The following is a 17,587-nucleotide window of genomic DNA, read 5'->3' as shown; positions in this document are numbered from 1 at the left end:
TCAGCGTCGCCGAGGACGACCTGCAACACGTGGGTCAGGCCGGCTACCTGCGCGGCCTGCTCGAAACCGGCTGACCGCTCACGGCACGATCACGGCCCGGCCCTGCAGCGTGCCGTCGCGCATCTGCCGGTACGCGTCGAGCGCGTCCTGCAACGCGAAGTGGGTGGTCGTCGGCCGGATCAGACCACGGGCGCCCAGGTCGAGCACCTCGACCAGTTCCGGGCGGCTACCCCAGTAGGTGGTCGCGATGCTCACCTCGTACGGCACGGAGAAGAACGACACCGCCAGGGTGCCGCCGCCGAGACCCACAATGGTCAGGTCGCCCACCGTGCGGGCCGTCGCCACGCCCAGGGCGAGGGTGGCATCGGTGCCGACGAAGTCCAGCACCACGTCGGCGCCCCGACCGCCGGTGGCCTGCCGGATCTCCTCGGCGGCACCCGGACCGGAGCTGATCGTTCGGTCGGCACCGCACTCCTCGGCCAGCCGTAACGCCTCGGGGCGGTTGTCCACCGCGAGCACGCGGGCGGCGGTGGTGGCCTTCAGGATCTGTACGCCCACGTGCCCCAGCCCGCCGACTCCGATCACCACGGCCGTGCTGCCGGGCGGCAGCTTCGGCCAGGAGCGGCGAACCGCGTGGTACGGGGTGAGCCCGGCATCGGTCAGCGGCGCGGCGTCAGCCGGATCCAGCCCTTCCGGCAGGGGTACGAGGTGCCGCGCGTCCGGGACCAGCTCGAACTCGGCCATCCCCCCGTCCAGTCCGAGCCCGCCGCCACCGCTGGGCACCGGAGCGCCGGATGGGTTTTCGCAGTACGTGTCGACACCGACCCGGCACCGGGCGCAGGTGCCGCAGCCCCACGCGCCGAAGACGGCCACCGGCTGCCCGACGGACAGCCCGGTCACCCCGTCGCCGAGGGCGTGCACCCAGCCGGCGTTCTCGTGGCCGAGGGTGAACGGTGGATTCCAGGGCATGGTGCCGGGCTCGAACTCGTCCATCAGGTGCAGGTCGGAATGGCAGGCGCCGGCACCGCCGATCCGGACCACCACCTGACCCGGCCCGGGTGTCGGGTCGGGGACCTCGACCAGCTCCGGCGTCGACCTCCATTCCGGCAACCGCAGCGCGCGCATCCGGTGCTCCCTCGCTCGACGGAGTCGGTGGCTGCCCCCTTCGCCACGGCCCAAACTGGCCGGCGGTGCGTCTCACCCGTTTCGGGTGAACCGGTCTCACCCGGGCGCGGGCGATCCTGCGGAGAAGCGTGGGGGAGGGGACCTGATGGGCGCGACGGCAGAGCGGTACCTGCAACAGTTGGACGACGGTCGGCGCCCCGACCTGCCGGAGACCACGAGGGGAACGCTGCGGCTGGACGTACGCAGCGACGGCTGCACCGACCACTGGTACCTGAGAGTCGCCGACCAGCACGTCCAGGTGACCCGCTCGGATGACGACGCCGACCTGGTGGTCCGCGCCGACCGCTGGGTGTTCGACAGCATGGTCAACGGTGAGCTGCATCCCGGAGCGGCGATGCTGCGCAACGAGCTGACGATGCAGGGTGACATGCGCCTGCTGCTGGTGCTGCGACGGATCTTCGCGGGACCGGCCGGCGCCCGCCACCCTCGGGAGCTGGGTCGGGCCGCCCTGGCCGCCCGGCCCGCGACGGCCGCTCGGGAGGGTCGATCGTGAAGCAGGAACTGCTGCATGTCATCGCCGGCAACGTGTTCGCCATCAGTGACGCCCAGGGCGACATCGAGGCCGAAGCGCGCACACCCGTCGGTCTCTTCGCGTACGACACGCGTTTCCTGTCCCACTGGGTGCTCACCATCGACGGCGAACGGATCAACGCGCTGTCCCGCGACGACATGACGTACTTCGAGACCCGGTACTTCCTGGTCCCGGGCGCGGCGAGCCACTATGTCGACGCCGACGTGTCGATCATCCGGCACCGCTCGATCCACGACTGCATGCACGAGAAGATCACCGTGCTCAACCACTCGGCGGAGCCGGCCGAGTTCACCGTCCGGTTGGAGATGGGCAGCGACTTCACCGACATCGCCGAGATCGGCCACCTCCGGCGGCGGGTCGTCCAGGTCACCCCGGACTCGACCGGACGCCAGCTCGTGCTGCGCTACCAGCGGCAACGGTTCGTTCGACAGACCACAGTGCAGAGCACGGCCCCGGTCGAGGTCGACGAGGAGGGAATGACGTTCCGGATCCGGGTCGCCCCGGACGGCAAGTGGGAGACCGACCTGCACATCGCGATGAACATGGGCGGCGAGGGCGGCCAGGACGTACGCGCCTCCCTGGAGTCGCACCAGCGGGCCGTGCGGGGCGGGATGCGCGAGGACCTGGCGAACTGGATGGAGCGGGCCCCGACGCTGGTCGCCGAACGCGACGGGTTGGAGGACATGTACTCCGGCGCCCTGGCCGACCTGGCGGCACTGCGGTACAAGCCGTGGTCGTCCCCCGAGCGGGTGCCGATCGCCGGTCTGCCGTGGACGATGTGGTTGTGCGGACGGCACAGCATCATCACCTGCCTGCAGACGATGGCGTTCACCCCGGAGTTGACCCCCGCGACGCTGCGGATGCTGGCGTTCCTCCAGGGCGCACAACTCGACGACGAACTGGACGAGGAGCCGGGCAAGATCCTGGCCCACCTCCGCTACGGCGAGTCCGGCGCGTTCGGCGACCGGGCGAACGCGTTGTACTACGGCGCGGCGGACACCACCCCGCTCTTCGTGATCCTGCTCGACGAGTACGAGCGCTGGTCCGGTGACGCGGCCCTGGTGCACGAGCTGCGCCAACCGGTCCGCATGGCGCTGGACTGGATCGACGAGTACGGCGACCTGACCGGCGACGGTTACGTGCGCTACCAGCGCCGCAACGAGCGCAGCGGCGCGGTCAACCAGTGTTGGAAGGACACCCCGGACGCCATCACCGATGCGCACGGCCACCAACCGGCCCTTCCCCGCGCCACCTGCGAGTTGCAGGGTTACGCGTACGACGCGAAGAGGCGTGGCGCCCGGCTGGCGCGGCACTTCTGGGGCGACCCCGCGTACGCCGACCGGCTGGAGCGGGAGGCCGCAGCACTCAAGGAGCGTTTCAACCGGGACTTCTGGCTGCCGCACCAGGAGTACTACGCGTTGGCGCTCGACCCGTACGGCGAGCCGGTCGACGCGCTGTCGTCCAACATGGGACACCTGTTGTGGAGCGGGATCGTCGCGGACCACCGCGCCGGGGCCGTCGCCGAACACCTGGTCGGGTCGCGGTTGTTCGGCGGTTGGGGGGTGCGGAGCTTCGCCACCGGGCAGCGTCCGTACAACCCGATGGGGTCACATCTGGGCGCGGTGTGGCCGGCGGACAACGCCGTGATCGCCGCCGGGTTGCGCCGCTACCGGTTCGACGCACAGGCGGCCACGATCACGGCCGGCATCTTCGACATGGCGCACACCCTCGGTGGGGCCGTGCCGGAGATGATCGCCGGCCACGATCGTTCCTTGACGAAGTATCCCGTCCAGTTGCCGGCCGCCGGTCGCCCGCAGGCGTGGTCGTCGGGGGCGCTGCTGATGCTGCTGGGCACCATGCTGGGGTTGCGACCCACAGGTGACAACCTGCTGGTCAACCCCGCCGTGCCGGAGGGCTTCGGTCGGCTGGAACTGCTCGACATCCCCGGCCGCTGGGGTCGCTCCGACGCCTACGCCAGGGACCGGACCACGGCCCACCGGCCCGGTGCCCGCCTGCGCTGAGCGGCCGGGGGATGCCCGCACTGAGCGGCGGCTGCCGCGCAGCGGGGCGTGAACCTGCGGCGGCCGGGGACGGCCGGTCAGCCCATCGTCCTGGCGCCGTCGATCGACTCCCGCAGGATGTCGGCGTGGCCCGCGTGCTGGGAGGTCTCGGCGATCAGGTGCAGCAACACCCGCCGGACCGTCCAACTCGCACCCGGCTCGAACCAGGGCGCCTGCGGCAGCGGGTGTGCCACGTCGAGGTCGAGGGCGGTGAGCAGCTCGTCGGTGTGGTCGGCCACCTCCTGGAAGCGCTCGACCAGCCCGGCCAGGGTCTCGCCCGGCGCCATCCGGAACTGACCGACCCAGTCCACCTCGGCGCGCTCCATCGCCTCCGCGCCGCCCACCGCGAAGAGCATCCACCGGTGCTCGACGTTGGTCACGTGCTTGACGAGGCCACCGAGGCAGAGCTCGCTGGCGGTGGGACGGGCCGCCGCCTGCTCGTCGGTGAGCCCGTTGACGGTGTGCAGGAGGAAACCCCGGTGCTTACGCAGTGTCTCTAGCAGGTCGGCCCGCTCACCGGTGAGCTGCTCGGTGCTGGTCATGTGCCACCCCTCGTCGCTGTCCGTCGAACCTCGGTGTCACCGTAGGACGAGGCACCGACACTTCCCGGCCCCCGACACCCGCCCAGCGGTTGCCGATCCCCGTCCGTGGCTGTCCACTGAATGACATGGGTGTCATCAAGGTGGGCACGTCGTCCTGGGCGGACCAGTCGTTGCTGCGCTCCGGGTGGTACCCGCGATCGGCCGGCACGCCGGCCCGCCGACTGGGCTTCTACGCCAGTCGGTTCCCACTGGTCGAGGTGGACACGTCCTACTACGCGATCCCGGTGCCCGAGACCACGCACGGTTGGGTCGACGCCACACCGGACGACTTCACGTTCGACGTCAAGGCCTTCAGCCTCTTCACCGGGCACCCGACGCCGGTCGCCGCGCTGCCCCGGGACCTGCGCCCGTCCGCCGGCCCGAGCCGGATCCGCCGACGCGACCTGCCGCCGCAGGCGTACGACGAGCTGTGGGCCCGTTTCCGCGCGGCCCTCGACCCGATCGCGGCGGCCGGCAAGCTCGGCGCGGTGTTGTTGCAGTTCCCGCCGTGGCTGGCGCGCAGCGCCGCCGCCGAGCGTCGGATCGTGGAGCTGGCGCAGCGCTGCCGTCCGTGGCGGGTCGGCGTGGAGCTGCGGCACCGGTCCTGGTTCGACGGCCCGGCGGCACCGGGCACCCTGGACCTGCTGCGCGACCACGACCTGTCAGTGGTCTGCGTGGACATGCCGCAGGGGCATCCGTCGTCGGTGCCGCCGATCCTGACCACCACGGCGCAGCCGGGGATCGTCCGGTTCCACGGCCACAGCGAGGCCTGGGGCGGTGGCGACAAGCAGGAGAAGTTCCGGTACGCGTACGCCGAGGACGAGCTCGCGCACTGGGCCGGGCTGCTGGCCGAGTTGGCCGCCGACACGGACGACCTGCACGTGCTGTTCAACAACTGCTGCGCCGGGCAGGCACAACGCGACGCCACCCGGCTGGCGCAACTGCTCGCCGAGACGATGCTCGACGACCGCGCGCGGGCCACGTCGGCCACCGGCTGACGGCGACCCTAGGAGCGCCGGCCCCGGGTGCGCAGAGCGTCCTGCGTCGACTCGCCGACGTCGGCGTCGTCCGGGAAGGTCCGTCCGCTGGGCGCCGGGTCGGGTGGTGCGCCCGGTCCGGCCATCGGTGTACGGGTCGGTTCCACCGACCCGAATCCGTGCCGTCCGGCCGGGTCGCGTCGGCCCGCCGGTGCGCCCGCGCGTCGTTCCCCGCGCCGTCCCCCGGGCACCGCGGTCTCCTCGCTGCCCTCGTCCATCGGCGAGTCCTCGTCGGTGCCCCAGGGCGCGTCGGCGTCGAAACCGTCGCCGGTGCCCCACGGCTGCACCGCTTCCGGCTCCAGCCGGTCGTTGTCGCCGCCGCGTCCGCTGTCCGCCGCCATGGCCACCCCGCTCGTCGGTCCGCCGCCGTCGGCGGACGATGTGCCGTCCCTGCGCGTCCGCCGGTAGCGGCGAACGGACGGGACGCTGCTGCCGTCGTACGCGCCCGCGTCGCCGCGGGCGATCGTCGTTCGGTGCCGACGCGCTCGCGTGGGGCCGGAGAGTGTCCCGCCGTCGAGGTGGCGGCGGGACGCCCACCGGCCCGACGTTCAGCGTCCGGCCATCGCCATCGGTCGCTTGCCGTTGCTCATCCCGGCCATCTTGATCATGCCCTTCGGAGCGCTTCTCATCCCACCGGCCCGGCCGAGCATTCCCCGGAACACCTGCCCCGGCTTCTGCTGCTCGCCCATGTAGGCGGTGACCACCACCAGCGTTCCGGTCAGCGCCGGAATGGCCCACTGAAGCAACTTCATCTGCCGCTGCGAGGAGGCGACGCTCGCCGGCGTCTGGTGGTTCGGTTCGGTGGCGCCGCTCACCGACGGGCCACCGGCCTTCTCCAGCCGCATGCCGACCAGTCGGCTGTAGCCGGTCACCGCCAGCGCGCCGATCGTCAACGCGGTCTTGATGGCGCTGGCCCGGCCGACGCCGGACTGAGCCGCCACCCGTGGGCTCTCGGTCACCAGTTCGCCGACCGCGCCGGCCAGGTGGGCGCCGATCGCCGCCGCGTTGACCGGGGTCCACTTGGACCACCCCGCCGACGCGACCGGGAGTCGCTGAGTCGAGTCGCTGATCTTCGCCGCTGCTCCGTTGACGCCGAAGGCACCCATGAGGGAGCCGCCGAACCAGGCCGCCAGGCCCAGATCGTGCATCGAACGCAGTGCGGTGTGCCGTTCGGACATGTGATCCCCTTCCGCCGTGTCGGGCGGTGCGGCTTACCCGCCGCTCGGGCGGCTAACCCCGCCCCGGGCGGACCGATCCACGTCGTAGCGGCAGGTGGGGGACGTTGCGGGCGTCGGTGGGTCACCTCGCCCCCGGCAGGAGTCCTTCCCGCCGTGGCGGGTACCTCCGCAAGCGACGCCGACGAGAGGGGAACGCGATGTCGCAGCCGGACGAGAGCCGGGAGAAGACCCCCAAAACAGACGCCGTGCTCATGCACCCCGACAACGACCCGCACCGGAACACGGCGGAGGTCGCGCAGCGAAAGGACCACGCCGCGATCCAGGTGGAGCGCGACGACGAGCTGGTGCCGCTGGACCAGGACGAGTGAGCCGCCCGGCCGGGCCGTCGCACGGCGACCGGCCGACACGTCTCAGCGGGGCGGCAGGTCGCCGACGAACTCGGCGATCCGCCGCGCCAGCGCCGCGCCGGCCCGGACCCAGGTGAAGTGGTCCAGTGGCGCGCCGGCCCGCTCCACTGTGTAGCGCTCCCGGGTCACCGGAGCGCCGGTGAGCTTCGCGCAGAGATGATCCATGGTCTCGTGCGGGGTGAACTGGTCGTCGTCCACGCTGACGGCGAGCACCGGAGAGCGCACCGCGCGTACCGCCGCGTCGGTGTCCGTACCGTCGAGGCGCGGAAACCGGCCGGTCCGCGCGGTGTGGGCCCAGTCGCGGATGACGCCGCGTGCCTGCCGGCCGCCGAAGCCCCACCCCGGCCAGACCCCCAGCAGCGCCGCGGTGGCGGCGATCCCCTGGGTGTACGGCAGCACGCCGAGGCCCCGCGGACCCGGGTAGCTCCGCCAGTACGGGATGCCGACCGCGATCAATGCCAGCCCGTCGACCTCGTCGTCACCGTGCAGGGCGAGATGCAGCAGCGCGGCCTGCCCGCCGAGGGAGTGCCCGAGCAGGAGTCGGCGACGCCCGTCCAGTCGGGGCTTGAGCGCCGCCAGGACGGCGTCGACGTCACCGGCCAGCTCCGAGTAGCCGTACCGGTCGGCCCGGCTCGGGGCGGGTGTGCTCGCGCCGGTGCCCCGCAGGTCGGCCGCGACGACGGCCAGGCCGGCGGCGCGTAGTTCGGCGGCGAAGGGCCGGTAGTAGCGGGCGCGGACCCCCATGGCGGGCCAGATCACCACCACCGGCGCGTCCGTCGTGCCGGGCGGCTCCGGATAGACCTGTACACCCAGTCGACCACCGTCGACGTCGACGAACTCCTGCGCGTACTCCGGCTCCCCGCTCATCGGTTCAGCTTACGACCCGACGTTACCGACGGGTAGCCGCAGGCGGTGGGACGAGACGGAGGGCCCCGCCTGGTGGCGGAGCCCTCCGGGTGACGAGCCGGTTCAGGAGACGGAGATCGTCCCGTTGCTGGACCGTACGCAGGCCACCGACCGGGCGCCGGTGGTGGCGGCGCCGCTCAGGCACTGACCGAGCACCTGGTGCCCGGTGGCGTTCGGGTGCCACGACTCCTGGCAGGTCTGGAAGTAGCTCACGCAGGTGTTGGCGATCCGCTGGATCGCGATCTTGTCCTTGCCGGACAGGCTGGTGACGAAGGTGCCGGTCGCGCCGTCCTGGAGCCGGATCGGGGTCGCGAGCGCGCCCGACGGGCTGCTGGTCTGCTCACACAGCCGGGCGCCGTTGAAGGCCTGCTGCACGTTCAGGTACACCAGGTCGTCGGCCGGGAACTCGGCGGCCAGCGTGTCCCGGGTGGACTTCACGATGGTGCCCAGGGCCTGCGAGAAGCGGTGGCCGGGGGCGAGGCTGGCCCGGTGGATCGGGCAGCCGGCCGCGTACCGCTCGGCGCCCAGGTCGCGGAACTTGTCCCGGGTGTCGTCGCGGCTGTCCTCCTCGTGGAACTGCGGGTTCAGGTCCAGCGGCAGCGGGTTCGTGTAGTCCTGGAACACCACCCGGTGCTGGCCGTCCGCGTCGACCTGGTCCAGTGTGGTCAGGATCTGGCGTACCGCGGCGGTGGTCTCCGCGGTCGCGGCGCTGAGCTGCGCGGCGGTGGCCAGGTCGGCGTCGCTGCACGGCTTCTGCTCCACCGGGCCGTTCAGGTACGCCCAGAACTCCCACCAGCCGGTCCACGCGTCGGCGATGAAGCGGTTGGCGCACTTCTCCGCGACGCTGCCGAACGTGAACGAGCTGTTGTTGGAGCCCAGGCCGATCAGCACCAGGTCGATGTCCTGGGTCTGCGCGACGGCGCGGAGCTGGTCGAGCTGCGCGGCGACCGTACGGCCGCTGGTGCGCGCCTGCGACGCGTTGGCGATGTCGTGGGGCTGGCCGCCGGAGCAGGCCAGGTTGAACCGGTTCTGGATGCCCGGCAGGTTGGCCTTGTGGAGCGAGGCGTTCGCCGAGCGGTGGCAGAAGAACGCGTTGTTGTTCGCCGCCGTCCAGCCGGGGAAGCCCTGGGTGACCCCGTTGGCGTCGACCACCGGGGTGTACGCCCCGGCGCCCTCGCCGCTGATGAAGCTGTCCCCGAGTGCCACCGCGGCGGTGGGCAGCGCGGCGGACGCCGGTGCGGGCAGCGCGACAGCTGTCGACAGCGCTGCCATGGCGATCGTCAGTCCCGCGGCGAGCGCGGTCCGTCGGAACCTGGGCATGGGGCCCCCATCCATCGAAAGATGAAAGATTCTCTGAGAGCGAGATCACATCACCCTCGTGCAACGGGCGTCAATGGGCCGTAACAGATTCGTTCGACGAACGACACGCACGCCAACGCGGGTCCGCCTCCCCGAGACGGACCCGCGATGGGTCAGGTGGACTGCCGGCCTAGCTGCCGGCCGTGCCGCTGCGACGCTTCGACGCCGCCGTGCCGGCGACGTTCAGACCGACACCCCACAGCAGCAGTACGCACAACCACTGCGCCCACCGCAGCAGGCTCATGTCCCCGGAGAGCAGGTTGCGCACGCTGCCGAACGGGGTCAGCCACGGCTGCGCTGCCTCCACGCCGCTCAGCAGCGCGAACAGGCCCAGCGGCAGGACGATCGTGGCGAGGAACGCGACCACCGTGGAGCGCAGCAGGAGCCCCAGCCCGGTGCCGACCAACCCGGCGACGATCTGCACCAGCACACTGCCCACCGCGACCGTCCCCGCGTGCCGCCACGGCTCGTCGGCGACGTCGGCCGGGGCGAGGGCCAGCGTCGCCGCGCAGATCAGCACTCCGGCGACGGCGATGACGACGGCCGGCAACCCCACCGCGAGCACACCGGGCAGGACCGGGCCGGGCCGGACCGGCGACCCCGGGCGGCTGCCGAGGCCCGCCCGCGCCCCGCGCAGGTCGTGGACGAGGAGGATGCCGAACAACGGCGTCACCACGGACATCAGGCTCTGCACGGTCTCGGAGAGCGCGGCGAACGTCCGGTCGGCGGGAGCCGCCGCCGCGACCAGCGCCACGGCGGCCAGCAGACCGGCCAGCACCGTGCCGGCGAGCAGCCAACGCCGGGCACGCGTGCCGAGGGAGCGCCGCAGGGCGGCACGTGTCGTCTCGTCCACCCCGACCGCCTCCTGACTCGTGCGCTCGATCGGTCGATCGGTCGCGATCGTCGTGAGCGTACCGGCGACTGTCTCTCTGCGTGGTCCCATGATCACCCGGAGGCTGTTTCCTGGCTCACGTCCACGCACCGACGCGCGGCGGGTCGCGCGGGGCCTCCGACAGTTGTCCTAGCCTCGGGCTAGGCTCGCTGCGGCGCGCCACGCCGGCTGATGTCGCCGGTGACCGGCTGCACACCGCCGAGACCGGGGAGTACGACCAGTTGACCGCAGAGCCTGACACCCTGTATGGGGCCGATGACCTCACCCACCTCGAGGGGCTGGACGCCGTCCGCAAGCGGCCCGGCATGTATATCGGTTCCACCGACAGCCGTGGCGTGGGTCACCTCGTCAACGAGATCCTCGACAACTCCACCGACGAGGGTGTCGCCGGTCACGCCAGCCTCGTCGAGGTGATCCTGCACGCCGACGGCTCGGTGCAGGTCGACGACGACGGCCGGGGCATCCCCACCGACGTGCACGCCAAGTCCGGCATCTCCGGCGTCGAGCTGGTGCTCACCCGGCTGCACGCCGGCGGCAAGTTCGGCGGCTCCGGCTACAAGACCTCCGGCGGTCTGCACGGTGTGGGCGCCTCGGCGGTCAACGCGCTGTCGCGCCGGTTCGACGTGACCGTCCGCCGCGGCGGCAAGATCCACACGATGTCGTTCCGACACGGCGTGCCGGGAATCTTCGACGGCGACGGGCCCGACGCGCCCTTCACCGCCGGCCCCGGGCTCCAGGTGACCGGCGCGATGAAGCGCGGCCAGCGCACCGGCACGTCGATCCGCTGGTGGCACGACGCCCGCTACTTCGAGACCGGCGCCGCGCTCGACGTCGACGCGGTCCGGATGAAGCTGCGCAACACCGCGTTCCTGGTGCCCGGCGTGACCTACCTGCTGCGCGACCTGACCGGTGAGACGCCCGTCGAGGAGCGGTTCCACTACCCCAACGGGCTCAGTGACATGGTGGAGTTCCTCGCCCCGGCCGGCGACCGGCCGGTCTCCGGCACGCTGCTGGTCAACGGCGAGGGCACCTACCGGGAGAACGCCGCCGACGCCAACGGCGTCATGCAGTCCAACGTGCAGCGCCGCGCCGAGGTCGAGGTGGCGTTTCGCTGGGGCACCGGCTACGACCGCACCGTCGAGTGCTTCACCAACACCATCCGCAACGCGCACGGCGGCACCCACCGCAAGGGCTTCGAGCGGGCCCTGGTCCGCTCCCTCGCCGACGCGGTCCGCAACACCCGCGGCCTGCTCAAGGCCAAGGAGGAGCCACCCACCCTGGACGACGTCCTGGAGGGCATGACCGCCGTGGTGCACGTGCGCATCCCGGAACCCCAGTTCACCTCCCAGACCAAGGACGAGCTGTCCACCACCGGCATCACCAAGGTCATCCAGAGCCTGGTCGACGCCCACGTCAAGGCCTGGTTGGAGGACCGGCGCACCAAGGCCGAGGCGCGCACCGTCCTGCAGAAGATCGTCGACGCGGCCCGGGTCCGGCTCACCCAGAAGCAACAGAAGGACGCCGCACGGCGCAAGACCGCCCTGGAGGGCGCGTCCATGCCGCCGAAGCTCGTCGACTGCCGCGCCACGGGCATCGACCGCAGCGAGCTGTTCATCGTGGAGGGTGACAGCGCCCTCGGGACGAGCCGCATGGCGCGCTCGTCGGAATACCAGGCGCTGCTGCCGATCCGCGGCAAGATCCTCAATGTGCAGAAGGCCAACCTCCAGCAGGTACTGGACAATGCCGAGTGCGCCGCCATCGTCCAGGTCCTCGGGGCCGGCTCGGGGCGCACGTTCGACCTCTCCGCGCTCCGCTACGGTCGAGTGCTGATCATGGCTGACGCCGACGTGGACGGCGCCCACATCCGTACGCTGCTGATCACGCTCTTCGCCCGCTACATGCGCCCGCTGATCGAGGCCGGTCGGCTCTACGCCGCGATGCCGCCCCTGCACAAGATCACCACCAAGGGGCGCAACCCGCAGACCGTCTACACCTACACCCAGGCCGAGATGGAGACGACGGTCCGCAAGCTGGAGAAGGCCGGCAAGCAGATCGTCACCCCCATCCCGCGCTTCAAGGGCCTCGGTGAGATGGACGCCGACGAGTTGTGGGACACCACGATGAACCCGGCCACCCGCGCGGTCCGCCGGATCACCCTCGACGACGTCGAGGCCGCCGAACGGATCCTCGAACTGCTGATGGGCGAGAAGGTCGAGCCGCGCCGCAACTGGCTGATCGACTCCGCCGACCGGGTGGATCGCGAGGCGATCGACGCATGAGCCCACGTTCCGTTCGAGTGGAGAGCTGAGTCATGGCACGCCGCAAGGAAAACAAGGTCGACCTCTCCTCGTTCGACCAGGCCGGCGCGCGGGTGTTCGACAATCCGCTGGTCACCGAGGTCTCCGACTCCTACCTGGAGTACGCGTTCTCGGTCATCCACTCCCGCGCCCTGCCCGACGCCCGCGACGGCCTCAAGCCCGTGCACCGGCGCATCCTCTGGTCGATGTACGAGCAGGGCTACCGCCCCGACCGTGGGCATGTGAAGTCTGCCCGAATTGTCGGGGATACAATGGGAAAGTATCATCCGCACGGCGACACGGCGATCTACGACGCCATGGTCCGCCTCGCGCAGGACTTCTCGCTCAACGTGCCCCTCATTGACGGGCATGGAAACTTCGGGTCCCCGGACGACGGTCCGGCTGCCAGCCGTTACTGCGTCACCGGAGACACCCGCATCCGACTTGCCGACGGAACCAGTCCTCGGATCGCCGACCTGGTGAACCTTCCAGCGGACACTGAGGCGACGGTTGACGTCGAGGTTCTCGACAAGGACGGTAAGGCCGTCCACGTCGACAAGGTCTTCAACTCGGGTGTTCACCCGACGGTCCGGATCGCGACGGAGACTGGGTTCTCGCTCCGAGGGAGCGAAAATCACCTGGTGCTTTGCCTCGAGTCACCCATGGGTGTACCCCTCTTCCAATGGCGACGGCTGGACGAGCTGACAGTCGGCTCGGTCGTGTGCGTGGCTCGGAACGCTTGGTGTCAGGTGACTCCCACCGCTCGGGAGTACTCGCTGGGCGTTCTTGGTGGTGCGTGGGCGTCCGAGGGTTTCGCGAGCGAGTCCAGGGCCGGTTTCAACAACACCGACGACCACTTCTTTGGCGAGGTGCTGCACGCGTACGACCAGGTTGTCGGCGGTCAGCGTTACGTCAGCGAGAGGCAGACCCGTCGCGACCGGAAGCGCATCCAAGAGCTCGATGTTCAGATCTACGCCGGCGGTATGGACGCGTTCCGCGCGAGTCCGTTGGCCGAGTTCATCGGACATCAGGCGAGGGAAAAGTTCGTCCCGCAATTTGTCTGGAACGGCGGCTGGGGCGTCAAGCGTGCCTTCCTCATGGCCCTCTTCGAGGGTGACGGTGGCGTGCGGGTTGCCAACGACAGCTTCACTATTCAATACACCAGTTACAGCGAGCGGCTTACCAGCGAGGTGCAAGAACTCCTCACTGAATTTGGTGTCGTCGCCTGCTGGCGCCGCTACACACGTCCGAGCGGTTCGGTCGAACACCGCTTGGTGATCTCGGGGCTACGGAACATCAAGGCCTTTGCCAACCGGGTCGGCTTCCTGCGCACCAAGCAGGCGAAGCTGGACAAGGTTCTGCGACATGCGCCGCTGCGGCCGCATCGGTTGAGTAAGGACCATGTGCCTTTCGTTGCTGCATATGTGCGCGACACCTTGGACTTCGACCGTCGTGGCAGCGGGCGCAAGTGGCTGACGACCCACAACTTCGATCGCGTCGAGCGATGGGAGACTGAGCGCCTGCGCATCATCGATCGCATCAAAGAGCCAGAGATCTTGGCGACGATCATCCCGGTCATGGACTCCGGTTACCGGTTTGAGCGCATTGCCGAGGTGACGCGATGCGATCCGGCCGAGGTCTACTCGGTCCGGGTCAATTCGGAGGATCACTCTTTCCTCGCCGGCGGGTTCGTGAACCACAACACCGAGGCCCGGATGTCCCGCGAGGCCATGCTGCTCGTCGGTGAGCTGGGTGAGGACACCGTCGACGTCGAGCCCAACTACGACGGTTCGCTGACCCAGCCGACGGTGCTGCCGGCGGCCTTCCCCAACCTGCTGGTCAACGGCGCGTCCGGGATCGCGGTCGGGATGGCCACCAACATGATCCCGCACAACCTGGCCGAGGTCGTCCAGGCCGCCCGCTGGCTGATCAACCACCCGGACGCCACCCTGGACAAACTCATGGAGTTCGTTCCCGGCCCCGACCTGCCCACCGGTGGGGTGCTGCTCGGCCTGGACGAGGTGCGCCGGGCGTACGAGACCGGGCGCGGCGTGGTGCGAATGCGCGGCAAGGTGGAGATCGGCCCGATCGAGGGCAGCCGGGGTCGCCAGGCGATCACGGTGGTCGAGCTGCCCTACGGCGTCGGCGCGGAGAAGGTCATCGCCGCGATCACCAACGAGGTCACCAAGACCAAGCGGTTGACCGGCATCGCCGACGTCAAGGACCTCACCGACCGGGAGAGCGGCACCCGCCTCGTGGTGGAGTGCAAGGTGGGCGTCAACCCGCAGGCGCTGCTCGCCGACCTTTACCGGTTGACACCGCTGGAGCAGTCGTTCGGCGTCAACAACCTGGTCCTGGTCGACGGGCAGCCGCGCACACTCGGGCTGAAGGCGCTGCTGGAGGTCTTCCTGGCCCACCGCTACGAGGTGGTCACCCGACGCACGTCGTACCGCCGCCGCAAGCGTCAGGAGCGGCTGCACCTGGTCGACGGTCTGCTGATCGCGCTGCTCGACATCGACGAGGTGGTCCGGCTGATCCGGGGCAGCGACGACGCGCAGGCCGCGAAGGACGGGCTGATGAGCCGGTTCGGTCTCTCCGACATCCAGGCCACCTACATCCTGGACACTCCGCTGCGCCGGTTGACCAAGTTCGACCGGATCGAGTTGGAGACCGAGCAGGAGCGGCTGCGCACCGAGATCGCCGAGCTGAGCAGGATCCTCGACGACGAGCGGGTGCTCCGGAAGGTGGTCTCCGACGAGTTGGCGGCAGTGGTCAAGCAGTTCGGCACCGAACGGCGTACGACACTTGTCGACGGTGACCTGAAGGAGGTGCTGGCCGCGTCCGCTCCGGCCGGCCCGCTGGAGGTCGCCGACGACCCCTGTCAGGTCATCCTGTCCGCGACCGGGCTGGTCGCCCGGACCGCGGCGGAGTCGGAGGAGAGCGCCGAGGGGCGCCGACGCAACGGTCGGGTCAAGCACGACACGGTACGCGCGATCGTCCATTCCACCGCCCGTGGTCGGGTGCTGCTGCTGACCAGCGCAGGTCGGGCCTTCAAGGTCGACGTCCTGCCGCTGCCGGTGTTGCCCGAGCAGGCCGGCACCGTGTCGCTGCGGGGAGGCATGTCCGCGGCGGAGCTGGTGCCGCTGGAGGCGGGGGAGACCGTCGTCGGCCTGGCGCCGCTGGGCGGGCAGGCGGAGGGTTCACCGGGGCTGGCCCTGGGCACCCGGTTGGGCGTGGTGAAGGTCTGCGCTCCGGAGTGGCCGGTGCGGTCCGACGAGTTCGAGGTGATCGGTCTTCGTGAGGGCGACGAGGTGGTCGGGGCGACCTGGCTGACCGACGGCGACGAGACGCTGACCTTCGTCACCTCGGACGCGGCACTGCTGCGCTTCTCCGCCGGGCTGGTCCGTCCGCAGGGCCTCAAGGGCGGGGGAATGGCCGGCATCAACCTGCCGACCGGGGCACGGGTGGCGTTCTTCGGGGCGGTGCGTACCGACGATCCGGGGCATGGCGAGCCGATGGTCGTCACCTCCACCGGAGCGACGGTCAAGGTGACGCCGTTCAAGGCGTACCCGGCGAAGGGTCGGGCGACCGGCGGCGTGCGCGCGCACCGCTTCCTCAAGGGTGAGACGGAGGTGGCGGTTGCCTGGGTGGGTCCGCGCCCGGTCGGTGCGACCGGCACGGGTGAGCCGGTGGAGTTGCCGGCGGCGGACCCCCGCCGGGACGGCTCCGGCTTCGCGGTGATGCTCGGCCCGACGGTGGTAGGCCACCTCATCGAACGCGACTGACCACGAACGCGGCCTTCAGGCGTTCGAACCGCCGATGATCGTGCTCGATCTCGATCTGTGATCGAGCACGATCATGCGGAGGGGCCTGCGCGTTAAGATGAGGGTTCTGTTGTCGACGATGGCCCGGGCGCGCCGCCAAGCGCCTCTCACATGAACTCTCTTCTGTCCGGCGGAGTCGCCGACGCGGCGTGAGCGCCGCCATCCGGGTTCGGCCGCCGCGCGAGGTGCGCGCCGCCCGCCGACCCCGTCACCATCGCTGCTGGGGGCACCTGATCGCCGCTCCGCTGTGGCCCCTGCACGGTGCGAATCTGGGTACCCTCCTGCGCACCTGCGACGCGGTCGGCGCCTGCCTGGCCGTGCCGCCGTTCCGGTGGGTGGACGAGGCCCTGGCCCGCGGCAACACCCTGCGCCGGCCGGGCTGCGTCCACCGGGTCGGCAGTCCGCTGCGGTGGTTGGCCGCCGAACGGGCCGGTGGCGCCCGGATCCTCGGGGTGGAGTTGGCCGACGAGGCCGTCCGGCTCGGTGACCTGCCCGCCGCTCGGGGGCGCACCGTGGTGCTGCTCGGGCATGAGTCGAGCGGCATCCCGCCCGAGGCTCTCGACCAGTTGGACGCGGCCGTGGAGATCCCCATGATCGGGCATGGCCAGAGCCTGAACGTCGCCGTCGCCGGCTCGCTGGTCCTCTACAAACTCGCCGGCCTGCTCTGAGAACGACAGGGCACTCAGGCGACGTCGACGGGGCGGAACTGGACGCTGACCCGGGGGCCGACCGGGCGGGTGGTCTTCGGGACGGCGTGTTCCCAGGTGCGTTGGCACGAGCCGCCCATCACGATCAGGTCGCCGTGGCCCACCGGGAAGCGCAGGCTGTCGCCACCGCCGCGCGGGCGCAACAGCAGGGGCCGGGGCGCGCCGAAGGAGACGATCGCGACGACCGTGTCGGTGTGCGCGGAGCGGCCGATGGTGTCGCCGTGCCAGGCCACGCTGTCCCGACCGGAGCGGTAGAGGCACATGCCGGCGGTGACGAAGGGTTCGCCCAGCTCGGGAGCGTAGTGCCTGGTCAGCGCGGCCCGGGCCGCGGTGAGCACCGGGTGCGGCAGTGGAGCGTCGCCGTCGTACCAGCAGAGCAGGCGGGGCACGTCGACCTCGTTGTCGAACATGGTGCGGCGTTCGGCCCGCCAGGGCACCTCGGTCAGCAGGGTGTCGAGGACCGTGTCGGAGCCGTGCACCCAGCCGGGGAGGTGGTCGACCCAGGCGCCCCGGCTGAGCTGGTGCCGGCGGATCTGGCCGGGCAACGACTGCACTGTCGGCCCGGCGTCGGTCAGGTCGAGCATCGACGGCTGGTAGGCGGCCTGCGTCATCCGGTCACCCT

14 protein-coding genes and 3 pseudogenes are annotated in these 17,587 nt (G+C 70.8%); 9 read left to right on the top strand and 8 right to left on the bottom strand.

The genetic code is table 11. The features are described 5' to 3' along the window. Positions 1-78: 78 nt before the first annotated feature. On the bottom strand, positions 79-1,125 hold the full coding sequence (locus tag GA0070612_RS27555; protein ID WP_088990567.1) for an NAD(P)-dependent alcohol dehydrogenase: 1,047 nt from the start codon (positions 1,123-1,125) through the stop codon (positions 79-81). Between the two features lie 145 nt (positions 1,126-1,270). On the opposite strand from GA0070612_RS27555, the gene GA0070612_RS27550 reads away from it, so the two are divergent. Beyond that, positions 1,271-1,678, top strand: a complete 408-nt coding sequence (locus GA0070612_RS27550; RefSeq protein WP_088990566.1) for an SCP2 sterol-binding domain-containing protein — start codon at positions 1,271-1,273, stop codon at positions 1,676-1,678. Further along, positions 1,675-3,738, top strand: a complete 2,064-nt coding sequence (locus tag GA0070612_RS27545) for an amylo-alpha-1,6-glucosidase (protein ID WP_088990565.1) — start codon at positions 1,675-1,677, stop codon at positions 3,736-3,738. The genes GA0070612_RS27550 and GA0070612_RS27545 overlap by 4 nt, the downstream gene beginning before the upstream one ends. Positions 3,739-3,815: 77 nt before the next feature. Here the strand turns inward: GA0070612_RS27545 and GA0070612_RS27540 are convergent, their stop codons facing one another. Continuing rightward, a complete protein-coding gene (locus GA0070612_RS27540) occupies positions 3,816-4,319 on the bottom strand; it encodes a DinB family protein (RefSeq protein ID WP_088990564.1) in 504 nt (167 codons plus the stop codon). A 125-nt stretch (positions 4,320-4,444) separates the two neighbouring features. Between GA0070612_RS27540 and GA0070612_RS27535 the strand changes: the two genes are divergently transcribed. Next, positions 4,445-5,356 (top strand): DUF72 domain-containing protein, encoded by a 912-nt coding sequence (locus GA0070612_RS27535; RefSeq protein ID WP_088990563.1) that lies wholly within the window; start codon positions 4,445-4,447, stop codon positions 5,354-5,356. Between the two features lie 8 nt (positions 5,357-5,364). Here GA0070612_RS27535 and GA0070612_RS27530 read toward each other — a convergent pair whose 3' ends face one another. Beyond that, complete coding sequence (locus GA0070612_RS27530) at positions 5,365-5,736, bottom strand: hypothetical protein (protein WP_088991805.1); 372 nt, start codon at positions 5,734-5,736, stop codon at positions 5,365-5,367. A gap of 207 nt (positions 5,737-5,943) precedes the next feature. Continuing rightward, entirely contained in the window at positions 5,944-6,573 is a 630-nt protein-coding gene (locus GA0070612_RS27525; RefSeq protein WP_088990562.1) for a hypothetical protein, read from the bottom strand. Positions 6,574-6,770: 197 nt separating this feature from the next. On the opposite strand from GA0070612_RS27525, the gene GA0070612_RS31675 reads away from it, so the two are divergent. After that, positions 6,771-6,941 carry a hypothetical protein gene (locus tag GA0070612_RS31675; RefSeq protein ID WP_157742623.1) on the top strand — a complete coding sequence of 57 codons (171 nt, stop codon included), beginning with the start codon at positions 6,771-6,773 and terminating at the stop codon, positions 6,939-6,941. A 42-nt stretch (positions 6,942-6,983) separates the two neighbouring features. Here the strand turns inward: GA0070612_RS31675 and GA0070612_RS27520 are convergent, their stop codons facing one another. The 3 genes from GA0070612_RS27520 to GA0070612_RS27510 all read right to left on the bottom strand — a co-directional run bounded on the left by GA0070612_RS27520 (position 6,984) and on the right by GA0070612_RS27510 (position 10,188). Further along, a complete protein-coding gene (locus GA0070612_RS27520; RefSeq protein WP_088990561.1) occupies positions 6,984-7,847 on the bottom strand; it encodes an alpha/beta hydrolase family protein in 864 nt (287 codons plus the stop codon). Positions 7,848-7,949: 102 nt separating this feature from the next. Next, positions 7,950-9,206, bottom strand: coding sequence for an SGNH/GDSL hydrolase family protein (locus GA0070612_RS27515; protein ID WP_088990560.1), 1,257 nt, complete (start codon positions 9,204-9,206; stop codon positions 7,950-7,952). A gap of 169 nt (positions 9,207-9,375) precedes the next feature. Further along, positions 9,376-10,188 carry a hypothetical protein gene (locus GA0070612_RS27510; RefSeq protein ID WP_157742622.1) on the bottom strand — a complete coding sequence of 271 codons (813 nt, stop codon included), beginning with the start codon at positions 10,186-10,188 and terminating at the stop codon, positions 9,376-9,378. Positions 10,189-10,358: 170 nt separating this feature from the next. On the opposite strand from GA0070612_RS27510, the gene GA0070612_RS27505 reads away from it, so the two are divergent. From GA0070612_RS27505 to GA0070612_RS27495, 5 genes and pseudogenes are all read left to right on the top strand, one after another. Continuing rightward, the gene (locus GA0070612_RS27505; RefSeq protein WP_088990558.1) at positions 10,359-12,416 is read left to right on the top strand and encodes a DNA gyrase/topoisomerase IV subunit B; all 2,058 of its coding nucleotides are present in this window, start codon (positions 10,359-10,361) and stop codon (positions 12,414-12,416) included. Positions 12,417-12,448: 32 nt separating this feature from the next. Next, positions 12,449-12,850, top strand: a pseudogene (locus GA0070612_RS32955) (DNA gyrase subunit A); the annotation flags it as partial. Positions 12,851-12,871: 21 nt separating this feature from the next. Beyond that, positions 12,872-13,696: pseudogene (locus GA0070612_RS32950) on the top strand (LAGLIDADG family homing endonuclease); the annotation flags it as partial. A gap of 441 nt (positions 13,697-14,137) precedes the next feature. Beyond that, positions 14,138-16,219 (top strand): annotated as a pseudogene (locus tag GA0070612_RS32945) (DNA gyrase subunit A); the annotation flags it as partial. 188 nt (positions 16,220-16,407) lie between these two features. Continuing rightward, positions 16,408-16,926, top strand: a complete 519-nt coding sequence (locus GA0070612_RS27495; protein ID WP_088990556.1) for a TrmH family RNA methyltransferase — start codon at positions 16,408-16,410, stop codon at positions 16,924-16,926. A 14-nt stretch (positions 16,927-16,940) separates the two neighbouring features. On the opposite strand, the gene GA0070612_RS27490 is transcribed toward GA0070612_RS27495, so the two are convergent. Continuing rightward, positions 16,941-17,576: an alpha-ketoglutarate-dependent dioxygenase AlkB gene (locus GA0070612_RS27490; protein ID WP_088990555.1), complete on the bottom strand. Its 636-nt coding sequence runs from the start codon at positions 17,574-17,576 to the stop codon at positions 16,941-16,943. Between the last annotated feature and the right edge of the window lie 11 nt (positions 17,577-17,587).

Origin of the sequence: Micromonospora chokoriensis (genome assembly GCF_900091505.1) — a bacterium.
GTDB classification, from domain to species: domain Bacteria; phylum Actinomycetota; class Actinomycetes; order Mycobacteriales; family Micromonosporaceae; genus Micromonospora; species Micromonospora chokoriensis.
The sequence above is the reverse complement of the archived record's forward strand: the minus strand, read 5'-3'. Positions and strand labels throughout refer to the sequence as shown.